The following is a 13,688-nucleotide window of genomic DNA, read 5'->3' as shown; positions in this document are numbered from 1 at the left end:
CAGAAAAGGGTGGCTTCTTCCTTGCACCCTAGTCTTACATGACTAGGGTATTTTTATACAAAGGTTGTTATAAATATGCAAAAGTGGTAACATAAAAATCAGAAAGATGAGGGATGACGATGAGCCATTTGTTAACGATGAGTGAATTATCGGAAGTAGAAATTTCAGAAATCCTAAAGGACGCAGAAGATTTTGCGAATGGAAAAGAGAGCAAAACGACAGAGCAAACTTTTGTTGCAAACTTGTTCTTTGAGAATAGTACGAGAACGAGATTTAGCTTTGAAGTTGCTGAGAAGAGATTAGGACTAGATGTTTTAAACTTTTCAGCTGATGCATCTAGCGTACAAAAAGGAGAAACTTTATACGACACGATAAGAACACTGGAATCAATCGGAACAAAAGCAGTGGTCATCCGCCATGAGCAAGATCGCTACTTCGATGAACTAAAAGATCAGGTGAATATCCCGATCTTAAATGCTGGAGATGGATGTGGAAACCACCCAACGCAGTGCCTACTCGACCTTCTTACAATTCAACAAGAGTTTGGAAGATTTGAAGGTTTGAAGATTGCAATAGTAGGAGATGTTCGTCATAGCCGAGTAGCACGTTCTAATGCAGAAGCATTAACGAAGCTTGGTGCAACAATTTACTTTGCAAGTCCAGAAGAGTGGAAAGATGAAGACAACACATTTGGAACATACAAACCATTAGATGAACTTGTTCCAGAAGTGGATGTAATGATGTTACTGCGTGTACAACATGAACGTCATGATCATTATGAAACAGACATTATGAAAGAGTATCATGAGAAACATGGATTAACAGTGGAAAGAGAAAAACGTATGAAAGAAGGAAGCATTATTATGCATCCAGCTCCAGTAAACCGTGATGTTGAAATTGCAAGTGAACTTGTTGAGTGTGAGCGTTCACGCATATTTAAACAAATGGAAAATGGAGTTTACGTAAGAATGGCTGTACTAAAACGCGCCTTACCAAATGTATTAGGAGGAATGAAACATGAATTATTTGTTTAAAAATGGTCGTTATATGAATGAAGAAGGAAAAATCGTAGCAACAGATCTTCTCGTACAAGACGGTAAAATCGCTAAGGTAGCAGAAAATATTACGGCAGATAATGCTGAAGTAATCGATGTGAACGGAAAGTTAATCGCACCTGGATTAGTAGATGTACACGTACATCTTCGTGAGCCAGGTGGTGAACATAAAGAAACAATTGAAACAGGTACACTAGCAGCGGCAAAAGGTGGATTCACTACAATTTGCGCAATGCCAAATACACGCCCAGTACCAGATTGCAGGGAACATATGGAAGACTTGCAAAAACGTATTAAAGAAAAAGCTCATGTTAACGTACTACCATACGGAGCAATTACAGTACGTCAAGCTGGTTCTGAAATGACAGATTTCGAAACATTAAAAGAACTTGGAGCATTTGCTTTCACAGATGACGGCGTAGGCGTACAAGATGCGAGCATGATGTTAGCGGCTATGAAACGTGCAGCAAAATTAAATATGGCAGTAGTTGCGCACTGTGAAGAGAATACGCTTATTAATAAAGGTTGTGTACATGAAGGGAAGTTTTCTGAGAAACACGGATTAAACGGTATCCCATCAGTATGTGAATCTGTACATATTGCAAGGGATATATTGCTTGCTGAAGCAGCAGATTGTCACTATCACGTATGTCACGTAAGTACGAAAGGTTCTGTACGTGTAATCCGTGATGCGAAACGCGCTGGAATTAAAGTAACAGCAGAAGTAACACCGCATCACTTAGTATTATGTGAAGATGATATCCCATCAGCTGATCCTAATTTTAAAATGAACCCACCGCTTCGTGGGAAAGAAGACCATGCAGCATTAATTGAAGGTTTATTAGATGGAACAATCGATATGATTGCAACTGACCATGCACCGCATACAGCGGAAGAGAAAGCACAAGGAATTGAAAGAGCACCATTCGGAATTACTGGTTTTGAAACAGCATTCCCGCTTCTATACACAAACCTTGTGAAAAAGGGAGTTATTACGCTAGAACAGTTAATTCAATTCTTAACAGAAAAGCCAGCTGATACATTCGGCTTAGAAGCAGGTCGCCTAAAAGAAGGTAGAGCAGCTGATATTACAATCATTGATTTAGAACAAGAAGAAGAGATTGATCCAACAACATTCTTATCAAAAGGAAAAAATACACCATTCGCAGGTTGGAAATGCCAAGGATGGCCGGTAATGACAATCGTTGGTGGTAAGATCGCATGGCAAAAGGAGAGTGCATTAGTATGAAAAGACAACTTATCTTAGAAGATGGAACAGTATTAATTGGAACAGGTTTCGGAGGCGAAATCGAAAAGTCAGGTGAGGTTGTATTTACAACAGGAATGACTGGATATCAAGAAACATTATCTGATCCATCATATTGCGGTCAAATCGTAACATTCACGTACCCATTAATCGGAAACTACGGCATTAACCGTGACGATTTTGAATCGATTCACCCATCTGTAAATGGTTTAATCGTAAACGAAATTTGTGATCACCCATCAAATTTCCGTAATGAAATTTCGTTAAATGATTACTTAAAAGAAAGAAACATCCCAGGATTAGTAGGAATTGATACGAGAAAATTAACGAGAAAAATTCGTCAATACGGTACATTACGCGGACGCCTTTGTAACATGGATGCAGATGTAGAGTACATTGTGAGCCAATTAAAAGCGACAGTATTTACAGATCATGTAAAACGCGTATCAACGAAAGATCCATACCCAAGCCCAGGTCGTGGCCACCGAGTTGTACTAGTAGACTTCGGTATGAAACATGGTATTTTACGAGAATTAAATAAGCGTGACTGTGATGTAATTGTAGTTCCTTACAACACAACAGCAGAAGAGATTTTACGCCTTAGTCCAGATGGAATTATGTTAAGTAATGGACCTGGAGACCCGAAAGATGTACCAGAAGCAATTGAAATGTTAAAAGACATTATCGGTAAAGTTCCTTTATTCGGAATTTGCCTAGGACATCAGTTATTCGCTCTAGCATCAGGTGCAAATACAAGTAAGTTGAAATTTGGTCACCGTGGTTTAAATCATCCAGTAAAAAATCTTGCAACTGGAAAAGTAGCAATTACATCTCAAAACCATGGTTACGCAGTAGAAGAAGAATCAGTTGAAAATACAGACCTTGAAATTACACATGTTGCTTTAAACGATGGAACAGTAGAAGGTCTTTGTCATACGAAGTTCCCAGCATTTACAGTACAATACCATCCAGAAGCTTCTGCAGGACCAGAAGATGCAAATGATTTATTCGAAGATTTCTTAGCAATGATCGAAAACTTCAAGAAAGAAGGGGAAGAGTTATGCCAAAACGCCTAGACATTAACACAATTTTAGTAATCGGATCAGGACCAATTGTAATTGGGCAAGCAGCAGAGTTTGATTACTCTGGTACACAAGCTTGTCAATCTCTTAGAGAAGAAGGTTACAAAGTAATCCTTGTTAACTCTAACCCAGCAACAATTATGACAGATACTGCAACAGCAGATAAAGTATATATCGAGCCATTAACATTAGAATTCGTAAGCCGCATTATTCGTAAAGAACGTCCAGATGCAATCTTACCAACATTAGGTGGTCAAACAGGCTTAAATATGGCTGTTGAACTTGCGAAATCAGGCATACTTGAAGAGTGTGGAGTTGAAATTTTAGGAACAAAATTATCAGCAATCGAGCAAGCGGAGGATCGTGATTTATTCCGTACATTAATGCAGGATTTAAATGAACCAATTCCATCTAGCACGATTATTCATACGCTGGAAGAAGCACATGAATTTGTAAAAGAAATTGGTTATCCAGTTATTGTTCGCCCAGCATTTACAATGGGAGGAACAGGTGGTGGAATCTGTAGTAATGAAGAAGAACTAATTGAAATCGTATCAGGCGGATTGAAACATAGTCCAGTAACACAATGTTTATTAGAAAAGAGCATTGCCGGTTGTAAGGAAATTGAATATGAAGTAATGCGTGATTCGAATGATAACGCGATTGTAGTATGTAATATGGAAAATATCGATCCAGTTGGGGTTCACACAGGTGATTCAATCGTTGTAGCACCGAGCCAAACATTAAGTGACCGTGAATACCAAATGTTACGTAACACTTCATTACGAATTATTCGTGCACTAGGAATTGAAGGTGGATGTAACGTTCAGCTTGCACTAGATCCACATAGCTTCCAATACTATGTAATCGAAGTGAACCCACGTGTAAGTCGTTCATCTGCACTAGCATCTAAAGCAACTGGCTATCCAATTGCAAAATTAGCAGCGAAAATTGCAGTTGGCTTAACATTAGATGAAATTATAAACCCAGTAACGCAAAAAACATACGCTTGCTTCGAGCCAGCATTAGACTATGTCGTTTCAAAAATTCCACGTTGGCCATTTGATAAGTTTGAATCAGCGAACAGAACGCTTGGAACACAGATGAAGGCAACTGGTGAGGTTATGTCAATCGGACGTAACTTAGAACAATCGTTATTAAAGGCAGTTCGTTCTTTAGAACTTGGTGTTTATCACTTAGAATTAGACCATTTAAAAGAACTTGATAAAGAAACAATGAAAAAACGCATCATTAAAGCAGATGACGAGCGACTGTTTATTGTAGCAGAAGCAATTCGTCAAGGTGTAACGAAAGAAGAAATTAACGAATGGTGTGAAATGGACTTCTTCTTCTTACAAAAAGTTGAAAACATCGTAAACATGGAACGCGAAGTAAAAGCGAATGTAGGAAATATGGAAGTACTACAAGCTGCGAAAGAAATGGGCTTCAGTGATCACTACATTGCAGCTGCTTGGAACAAAACAGAGCGTGAAATTTACGATATGCGTAAAGAAAACAATATGACTCCTGTTTATAAAATGGTAGATACTTGTGCGGCAGAGTTTGAATCTGCAACACCTTACTACTACAGCACATATGGTGACGAGAATGAATCGGTTATAACAGATCGTAAGAGTGTGGTTGTACTAGGGTCTGGACCAATCCGTATCGGTCAAGGTGTTGAGTTTGACTATGCAACAGTTCACTCTGTATGGGCGATTAAAGAAGCTGGATATGAGGCAATCATTGTTAATAACAATCCAGAAACAGTTTCAACAGACTTCAGTATTTCTGACAAATTATACTTTGAACCATTAACAATCGAAGATGTAATGCACATCATTGATTTAGAAAAGCCAGAAGGTGTTATCGTTCAGTTCGGTGGACAAACGGCAATTAACTTAGCGGCGAAATTAGAAGAACACGGTGTGAAAATTCTAGGAACATCACTTGAAGATTTAGACCGTGCAGAAGATCGAGATAAATTCGAAGCTGCATTAACACAATTAGGTATCCCGCAACCAGTTGGTAAAACAGCAACAACTGTAGAACAAGCGGTAGCAATTGCTGAAGAAATTGGTTACCCAGTATTAGTAAGACCATCTTACGTACTAGGTGGACGTGCGATGGAAATCGTATATCGTCAAGAAGAACTACTGCACTACATGAAAAATGCAGTTAAAGTTCATGCAGAGCATCCTGTATTAATCGACCGTTACATGGTAGGTAAAGAAATTGAAGTAGATGCAATTTCAGACGGTGAGAATGTATTCATTCCAGGTATTATGGAACATATTGAACGCGCTGGAGTTCACTCTGGTGACTCAATTGGAGTATACCCACCACAAAGCTTATCTGAAAAACTAAAAGAACAAATCATTGAACATACAATTGCACTTGGAAAAGGTTTAAACATTGTTGGATTACTAAATATCCAGTTTGTAGTATTCAAAGATCAAGTGTACGTAATTGAAGTAAACCCACGTGCGAGTCGTACAGTACCGTTCTTAAGTAAAATTACGGGCGTACCGATGGCGAATGTTGCAACGAAAGTTATTTTAGGTCAAGACCTAGTAGAGCAAGGATACGGAACTGGCTATCACCCAGAAGAGAAAGAAGTATATGTAAAAGCACCGGTATTCTCGTTCGCGAAACTACGCTCAGTTGATACAACATTAGGACCTGAAATGAAGTCAACAGGGGAAGTAATGGGTAAAGACTTAACGCTTGAAAAAGCATTATATAAAGGATTAGTTGCTTCTGGAATTAACATCCCAACGCACGGATCAGTAATCATTACTGTAGCGGATAAAGATAAAGAAGAGGCAATGGAAATTGCAAAACGTTTCCACGAAATTGGTTATAACTTATTAGCAACAGCTGGAACAGCACAATCGTTAGCAGAGCAAAATATTCCAGTGCAAGTGGTAAACAAAATTGATTCTGAAGACTATAACTTACTTGATATTATCCGTCAAGGAAAAGCACAGTTTGTAATCAATACATTAACAAAAGGCAAACAACCAGCGCGTGATGGTTTCCGCATTCGCCGTGAATCAGTAGAAAATGGTGTGGCTTGCTTAACATCACTTGATACAACGAGAGCAATCTTACGAGTATTAGAATCTATGACATTCTCAGCTCATTCAATGAAAGAAATTACGCAAACAAAGCGTCACGAGGTGGTACATGCATGATGCAAAAGCAAAATATGATCGTCGTTAACCAAAAAGAAATCGCAAAAAACATTTACGAATTAGTGCTTCAAGGAACGTTAGTACAGCAAATGAACGAACCAGGGCAGTTTGTACACATTAAGGTAGCAGAGGGCATTGCGCCCCTTCTGCGCCGCCCAATTAGTATTTGTAATGTAGATCAAGAGAAGAACGAATTTACAATGCTATATCGTGCCGAAGGACAAGGGACAAAAACATTAGCAACTAGAAAACAAGGTGAAATGGTAGATGTACTAGGACCATTAGGACACGGTTTTCCTGTAGAAGAAGCAGAAGCTGGTCAAACAGCTTTATTAGTAGGCGGGGGAATTGGTGTACCACCACTTTATGAACTATCACAGCGCCTCGTTGCAAAAGGTGTACGTGTAATTCACATCTTAGGTTTTCAAACGAAAGATGTAGTTTTCTATGAAGAAAAATTTGCAGAACTTGGTGATACGTACGTTGCGACAGTAGACGGTACACACGGTACAAAAGGATTTGTCACAGATGTAATTGATAATTACGGAATTGACTTTGACATTCTTTATTCATGTGGTCCGTTAGCGATGCTTCGTGCATTAGAAGGACGTTACAAAGAGAAAAAAGCCTATATTTCATTAGAAGAGCGTATGGGCTGCGGTATTGGAGCTTGTTTCGCATGTGTATGCCATTTACAAGAAGATCCAAGTGGACATTCTTACAAGAAGGTGTGTAGCGACGGACCAGTATTTCCAATCGGGGAGGTTGTACTATGAACAGATTGCAAGTTGAATTACCAGGATTATCATTAAAAAATCCAATTATACCGGCATCTGGATGCTTTGGATTTGGTCGTGAATATGCACAGTTTTACGATTTAAGTGTACTAGGATCAATCATGATTAAAGCGACGACAGAACAACCACGTTATGGAAATCCAACGCCTCGTGTTGCTGAAACACCAGGCGGCATGTTAAATGCAATCGGACTTCAAAACCCAGGGTTAGAAAAAGTAATGAATTCTGAATTACCATGGTTAGAACAATTTGACCTTCCAATCATTGCGAACGTTGCAGGCTCACAAGCTGAGGATTACGTAGCGGTTGCAAAGGAAATTTCTAAAGCGCCTAATGTCCATGCACTAGAATTAAATATTTCTTGTCCGAACGTAAAAACAGGTGGTATCGCCTTTGGTACAAATCCTGAAATTGCTGCTGATTTAACGAAGCGAGTAAAAGAGGTTTCTGAAGTACCTGTATACGTGAAGTTGTCACCGAACGTGGCAAACATAGTGGAAATTGCAAAAGCGATTGAAAATGCAGGTGCAGATGGTTTAACGATGATTAATACATTGCTTGGTATGCGTCTAGATTTAAAAACAGCTAAACCAATTTTAGCAAACCGTACAGGTGGATTATCAGGTCCTGCGATTAAGCCAGTAGCAATTCGTATGGTACATGAAGTAAGCCAAGCGGTTAACATTCCAATTATCGGAATGGGTGGTATTGAAACAGCGGAAGATGTAATTGAATTCTTCTACGCTGGCGCAAGCGCAGTTGCAGTAGGTACAGCGAACTTTATCGATCCGTTCGTATGTCCGACAATTATTGAAGAGTTACCAGCATTACTAGATGAATTAGGATTTGATCACATTTCGGAATGTCAAGGAAGGAGCTGGAAGCAAACATGTCACAGTCGTTAATCGTTGCACTAGATTTTCCAGGGAAACAAGATGTAGAACAATTCTTGCGCCACTTTGAAGGGGAAGAGTTATTTGTCAAAGTTGGTATGGAGTTATTTTACAAAGAAGGCCCTGCAATTATTACGTACTTAAAAGAAAAAGGACATAAGATTTTTCTAGATTTAAAACTTCATGATATTCCGAATACAGTAAAAAGCGCTATGCATAGCCTAGCTAGTCTAGATGTTGATATGGTAAATGTTCATGCTGCTGGGGGAAGCAGCATGATGAAAGCTGCGATTGAGGGATTAGAGGAAGGTAAGCAAGAAGGAAAAGAGAGACCGATTTGTATTGCAGTTACACAACTAACAAGCACTTCGGAAGCTATGATGAAAAAAGAGATCGGCATTGAGAAGACGTTAGAAGAAGCGGTTGCTCATTATGCAAAACTAACGAAAGAAAGTGGACTTGATGGCGTTGTTTGCTCAACGCTTGAAGTTCCAAAATTACGTGAAGTATGCGGAAATGAATTTGTAACAGTAACACCGGGGATTCGTCTTGCAAGCGATGATGTAAATGACCAGGTGCGCGTAGCAACACCGAAACGTGCGAGGGAACTTGGCTCAAGCTACATCGTAGTTGGACGTAGTATTACAAAAGCAGAAAATCCGCTTGAAGCGTATAAAACAGTAAAACAACAGTGGGAAGGTGTAACAGTATGAAAAAAGAAATCGCATCGCATTTATTAGAAATTGGAGCAGTATTTTTACAACCGAATGATCCATTCACATGGTCTTCAGGTATGAAATCACCAATTTATTGTGATAACCGTTTAACTTTATCTTATCCAAAAGTACGTCAAGCGATTGCAGCTGGATTAGAAGAGTTAATTAAAGAGCACTTCCCAACTGTAGAAGTTATTGCAGGAACAGCAACTGCTGGTATTGCGCACGCTGCATGGGTAAGCGATCGTATGGATTTACCAATGTGCTACGTACGTAGTAAAGCAAAAGGACACGGTAAAGGGAACCAGATCGAAGGAAAAGCTGAAAAAGGTCAAAAAGTTGTAGTAGTAGAAGACTTAATTTCAACTGGCGGGAGTGCAATTACATGTGTAGAAGCACTTCGCGAAGCTGGCTGTGAAGTATTAGGAATCGTATCAATCTTCACATACGAGCTAGAAGCAGGAAAAGAAAAGCTAGAAGCAGCTAACGTAGCATCATATTCTTTAAGTGATTACAGTGCATTAACTGAAGTTGCAGCAGAAAAAGGTATGATTGGACAAGCTGAAACGAAAAAATTACAAGAGTGGCGTAAAAATCCAGCTAACGAAGCTTGGATCACAGCGTAACACGAAAAAAGACGACCGCGGGGGAACGCGGTTGTCTTTTTATATTATTGTTAAAACTTCATGTAAAGAACAGATAGTAGGAATATCGTACTTGAGTTGTGAGTTATCTCGATTTAACCATATCCCTTGCATCCCAGCTGCTGTACTACTAATCGCATCAGTCTCTAATCGATCGCCAATATAATAGCAATCTTTCATTTCAAGGTTCGATTGTAATACGGTTCTGTGAAAAATTTCAGGATCTGGTTTCGATATACCAAGTTCACTAGAAGTAAATATATATTTGAAATGTTTTAAAATGTTTAGGGCAGTTAATTTTTCGACTTGTTGTTCATAGTCACCATTACTAATGATACCTAATGAGTGACCGCCTTGCTGCAAGTTCTGTAATGTATAGTGTACATCTTCAAACGCGGTCCAGTTGTTCTTATATAGTTCTATATATTGATTGAATCTATGCTGAGATTCTTTGGGTGATAGGTTTACTCCATATGTTTTAAATAAATGATACATTCGCATTACTTGTTGTTCTTGAAAAGATAATTCCCTGGATAAAAATTTTTTGAAATATTCTTCTGATAATTCATGCCAGACTTTCGTTGCCTCTAATTCATTGCCTGAAAAAATAGTATTATATATTTGAAAAAAATCTATAATACCATTTCTTTCAGCAGCCTCATAATCAAGTAAAGTTCCATCAATATCAAAGAAAATCATATTCCTGTCTCCTTGCTAACAACTATTTAGCGTTTTCAGCAACCTCATATCCTTTCACAAACAATAGCGTCATATAAGAAACAATAAATGAGAAGATGCTATACATGCCAACCCAAAAGAAAAATTTTGGAGTAAAGGCGATAACACCTATTATTAAAAAACTAGCAAACGTTACAATCGGCATTACGTAATACGTTTTCGTTTTGCATGTTCCAATAACAGATACGATAAAGATAAATAATGGACAAATTAATAAGACGAAAATCAATTCATTCATAGGTATGTCCCCTTTTCTAATTGCAGTAATCTGTTTCTCGTAAACGTTTTGAAATAATTACTCTCCTAATATAATTTCGCTAAGTAATAACGAATCCCTCTTGAAAACTGATAATTCATGATGAATTTTACAAGCAAAAAACGTAAGCAAGAGAACACTTGCTTACGTTATAGGATAAACATCGCAACGATCGTGGTGACAATTAAACCGATAGCAACCGGTAAAAAGTTTCGGCGTGCAAGTTCAAATGGATCGACTTTACAAATCGCAGCAGCAGGAATAAGTGCCCAAGGAATTAACGTCCCGCCCCCGGTCCAGATTGCTGCAATTTGCCCGAGTGCTGTTAATGTAGCTGTTCCGTGACCAAGTGCTGTTCCGAAAAGATTTGCAATTGAACCAGCAAGTGAAATGCCGGAAAATCCTGATCCATCTAAGCCGGTAATGACACCAACGATAGTTAATGTCCCTGCCGATACATATTGATTTAAAGGAACAGTTTGAGATAAGGCGATTCCTAAGTCGTTAATGATTCCGTGTGAACCTTTCGGTAAATAGTCCCCGATAATTTTCGCAAAGCCGCTATCTCCTAAATAAAAAAGTGCAGCAATTGGAATAACTGGTCCGAAAATTTTAAAGCCAAATTGGAGCCCTTCTATGAAATAATCGGTCGTTTTATTCAGTCCATTACCTTTGTAGGCGATGAGAGAAATGATGATAATCATAATAACGGTTGTTCCGCCGATAAGTGCAGTTGCGTCGCTTCCTTGTAGTTGAAATTGAATCATGCAAAGGATATCAATGATATATACGATAGGGATACAAATAGCGAGCCATTTCTTTGTGCGAGGAGATAATGAAGTGAGCGTTTTAGAAGACTCAGTTGATAGAATAGATTCTTGTATAGCTAAGCCTGTATGAAACTCTTTTCGTAAGAAGAAAAAAGCGACGGAAGTTGTCACAACGCCCATAACGATAACGAGTGGAACACTTGCAGATACGACGCTGGAAACAGGGAGACCAGCAGCGTCTGCGGTTAATTTTGGTGCGCCTTGTATAACGAAGTCGCCGGATAAAGCAATCCCATGACCGAATAAGTTCATAGCAATTGCTACTCCAATTGGGGGGAGACCGACGCGTACAGCAACCGGTAATAAAATAGCTCCCATTAAGGCGACAGCGGGAGAAGGCCAAAAGAAGAAAGAAATTGTCATCATCAAAAGGCCGATAATCCAGTAGGCGAGGGTAGGTGTACGAATCATCTTTGTAAATGGTGAAATCATCGTATCATTTATGCCGGTATGAACGAGTAGATTGCTCATTGATACGATAATGGAGATGATTAATATAGTTGGTAATAGCTCAGTGATGGCGTAAATGAAACTTTGAAAAATACTGCTAATAGCAAGAGGGATAGAGCTTGTAGCGGTTAATGCTAATAAAAAGATGAAAACGATACAAATAATCGTCGTATCTTTCCGGAGAATAAAAAAGGTAATAATAGTGAGTAAACAAAGAATATAGAGAGCGTGCAACAGAGTTAATTCAACTCCCATAACATTCACATCCTTAGGCAATCGTGTAGTTTATTGTATGAAAGTAGGGAAAGTATGTGAGTATAAGAAACAGAAAGAAGTGAAATTTCATGTACTGTAATGGTAAGAATAAAAATGGATGATACAATACAATTAATCCTAAAAATGGAATTAGAGGAGGCGTATGTGCAAAAAATTGGTTTTTGGGGATTTATTATTTCTTGTAGTCTATTAATCATTTTAAATCTATTTACAAACAATGAATGGATAAGTATCATCCCTCCTTTTGGGTTTGTTTTTATACTGTTATACCGATGGGATGACATGAAACAACATAATAAGAAAAGCATTGGAATTATGATAGGTATCATCGTTGTTTGCTCATTGTTCGCAGGGGTTATTTTAATAGAGGGTCAGAAACAAATGGAGAAAATGTCTATTTTTCAAGAATGGATGTCTTCTGCAAACGGTCTTTATCTTGTAATTATAGTTGTTATTTTTCTAAGAATTGTTATAAGTATAGCAAGTTACATATTAAAGGAGAAGTAGAATGGGGGAGTACGAATGAGAGAAAAAATAGGATATTATGGTGTGCTAGTTTGTTTACTATTATCAGTTATTTCAGGACAATTTCTTAACAGTGAATGGGTACCAGTTATATTATGTATAGGAGTATTGATTTTTGCTCCTATGTATCGCTGGAATGAATGGAAAGCATATAGCCCCAAAAAGAAAATTGTTTTCAGCATCGAATTTGTCATTATAATCAGCACAATTCCGTTTTTGTTATGGAAAGGAAATGAGATAATAGATGGAATTGTAATGTTTCAAGGGTGGTTGTTTATTGCGAAAATGCTATATTTAATATGCATTTTAATGTTGGTAGTGGTAGTCACTAAAATAGTAAACGAAAAGCTATTCGTTAATGAATAAAAGAAAATGCCACCTTATTCGGTGGCATTTCCTCATTTTACTGCATGAGCTTTTTGCATCTTTTTAATTAAACGAATTTGTCCACGATGATTGATTTCATCTTCAAAAACGTGAAACCACTTAAAATAGTTATTTGCTGGTTTGTCATACCAAAAGTCTGTCGTTTTAAATAACCATTCATCAGATAACGATTGAAAAGTCTCGATTGTTTTGGAACGTACTTCTTGTAATGTATTTATATAAAATTCTATAGCGTTTCCTTTTATTTTCTCACGCCCAAGATCGCCTAATTCAATGCCAGGTAACCAGCGTTCTAATTCAGCCTCCGTTGGTTCACGGTCTTCAAAAGTATGAATCTGGTAGTAAAATTCAATAGCAGCCATATGATACAATAACATGCCAATTGAATTTGCTTCCTTATCATATAAATAATCAAGTTCTTCAATTGTTAAACTTTCCACTGCTTGCATTGTTGTATAGCGAGCGTAATTCATCATGGAAACAAGCTTTGAAAATTCTACATGTAAACCCTCCAATTTATCAATTACAAAATTCAATTAAAATTCCCCCTCTTTAAATGAATACTCCAGAGAAGG

14 protein-coding genes are annotated in these 13,688 nt (G+C 38.0%); 10 read left to right on the top strand and 4 right to left on the bottom strand.

Annotation, left to right across the window (positions count from 1 at the left end; translation table 11 throughout):
• Positions 1–119 precede the first annotated feature (119 nt).
• Genes pyrB through pyrE form a run of 8 tightly spaced genes read left to right on the top strand, consistent with a single transcriptional unit; the run spans position 120 to position 9,633 of the window.
• A complete protein-coding gene (gene pyrB, locus AC241_RS19200; protein WP_029443131.1) occupies positions 120–1,034 on the top strand; it encodes an aspartate carbamoyltransferase in 915 nt (304 codons plus the stop codon).
• A complete protein-coding gene (pyrC, locus tag AC241_RS19195; RefSeq protein WP_016080487.1) occupies positions 1,018–2,304 on the top strand; it encodes a dihydroorotase in 1,287 nt (428 codons plus the stop codon). Before pyrB ends, pyrC begins: the two co-directional genes overlap by 17 nt.
• Positions 2,301–3,398 carry a carbamoyl phosphate synthase small subunit gene (locus tag AC241_RS19190; protein WP_050844459.1) on the top strand — a complete coding sequence of 366 codons (1,098 nt, stop codon included), beginning with the start codon at positions 2,301–2,303 and terminating at the stop codon, positions 3,396–3,398. The genes pyrC and AC241_RS19190 overlap by 4 nt, the downstream gene beginning before the upstream one ends.
• Positions 3,383–6,601: a carbamoyl-phosphate synthase large subunit gene (gene carB / locus AC241_RS19185; protein ID WP_029443130.1), complete on the top strand. Its 3,219-nt coding sequence runs from the start codon at positions 3,383–3,385 to the stop codon at positions 6,599–6,601. The genes AC241_RS19190 and carB overlap by 16 nt, the downstream gene beginning before the upstream one ends.
• A complete protein-coding gene (gene pyrK, locus AC241_RS19180; RefSeq protein ID WP_000983359.1) occupies positions 6,598–7,377 on the top strand; it encodes a dihydroorotate oxidase B electron transfer subunit in 780 nt (259 codons plus the stop codon). Before carB ends, pyrK begins: the two co-directional genes overlap by 4 nt.
• A complete protein-coding gene (pyrD, locus tag AC241_RS19175; RefSeq protein WP_001081057.1) occupies positions 7,374–8,303 on the top strand; it encodes a dihydroorotate oxidase B catalytic subunit in 930 nt (309 codons plus the stop codon). Before pyrK ends, pyrD begins: the two co-directional genes overlap by 4 nt.
• Entirely contained in the window at positions 8,288–9,004 is a 717-nt protein-coding gene (pyrF, locus tag AC241_RS19170) for an orotidine-5'-phosphate decarboxylase (RefSeq protein ID WP_029443128.1), read from the top strand. The genes pyrD and pyrF overlap by 16 nt, the downstream gene beginning before the upstream one ends.
• Positions 9,001–9,633, top strand: a complete 633-nt coding sequence (gene pyrE / locus AC241_RS19165) for an orotate phosphoribosyltransferase (protein ID WP_000711449.1) — start codon at positions 9,001–9,003, stop codon at positions 9,631–9,633. Before pyrF ends, pyrE begins: the two co-directional genes overlap by 4 nt.
• Before the next feature lie 39 nt (positions 9,634–9,672).
• Here the strand turns inward: pyrE and AC241_RS19160 are convergent, their stop codons facing one another.
• The 3 genes from AC241_RS19160 to AC241_RS19150 all read right to left on the bottom strand — a co-directional run bounded on the left by AC241_RS19160 (position 9,673) and on the right by AC241_RS19150 (position 12,180).
• On the bottom strand, positions 9,673–10,350 hold the full coding sequence (locus tag AC241_RS19160) for an HAD family hydrolase (protein ID WP_000575793.1): 678 nt from the start codon (positions 10,348–10,350) through the stop codon (positions 9,673–9,675).
• A 22-nt stretch (positions 10,351–10,372) separates the two neighbouring features.
• On the bottom strand, positions 10,373–10,627 hold the full coding sequence (locus tag AC241_RS19155) for a YbeF family protein (protein ID WP_029443127.1): 255 nt from the start codon (positions 10,625–10,627) through the stop codon (positions 10,373–10,375).
• 167 nt (positions 10,628–10,794) lie between these two features.
• The gene (locus tag AC241_RS19150) at positions 10,795–12,180 is read right to left on the bottom strand and encodes a hypothetical protein (RefSeq protein WP_050844458.1); all 1,386 of its coding nucleotides are present in this window, start codon (positions 12,178–12,180) and stop codon (positions 10,795–10,797) included.
• A 144-nt stretch (positions 12,181–12,324) separates the two neighbouring features.
• On the opposite strand from AC241_RS19150, the gene AC241_RS19145 reads away from it, so the two are divergent.
• Both AC241_RS19145 and AC241_RS19140 read left to right on the top strand, forming a co-directional pair.
• Positions 12,325–12,708 (top strand): YoqO family protein, encoded by a 384-nt coding sequence (locus AC241_RS19145; RefSeq protein WP_080990897.1) that lies wholly within the window; start codon positions 12,325–12,327, stop codon positions 12,706–12,708.
• A gap of 15 nt (positions 12,709–12,723) precedes the next feature.
• Positions 12,724–13,092, top strand: a complete 369-nt coding sequence (locus AC241_RS19140) for a YoqO family protein (protein WP_016080504.1) — start codon at positions 12,724–12,726, stop codon at positions 13,090–13,092.
• A 32-nt stretch (positions 13,093–13,124) separates the two neighbouring features.
• Here the strand turns inward: AC241_RS19140 and AC241_RS19135 are convergent, their stop codons facing one another.
• Positions 13,125–13,649 carry a DinB family protein gene (locus AC241_RS19135; protein WP_016080505.1) on the bottom strand — a complete coding sequence of 175 codons (525 nt, stop codon included), beginning with the start codon at positions 13,647–13,649 and terminating at the stop codon, positions 13,125–13,127.
• Between the last annotated feature and the right edge of the window lie 39 nt (positions 13,650–13,688).

Origin of the sequence: Bacillus thuringiensis (assembly GCF_001182785.1) — a bacterium.
In the GTDB taxonomy this organism is placed as follows: Bacteria; Bacillota; Bacilli; order Bacillales; family Bacillaceae_G; genus Bacillus_A; species Bacillus_A thuringiensis_S.
This window is presented reverse-complemented; position numbering and strand designations above follow the sequence as displayed.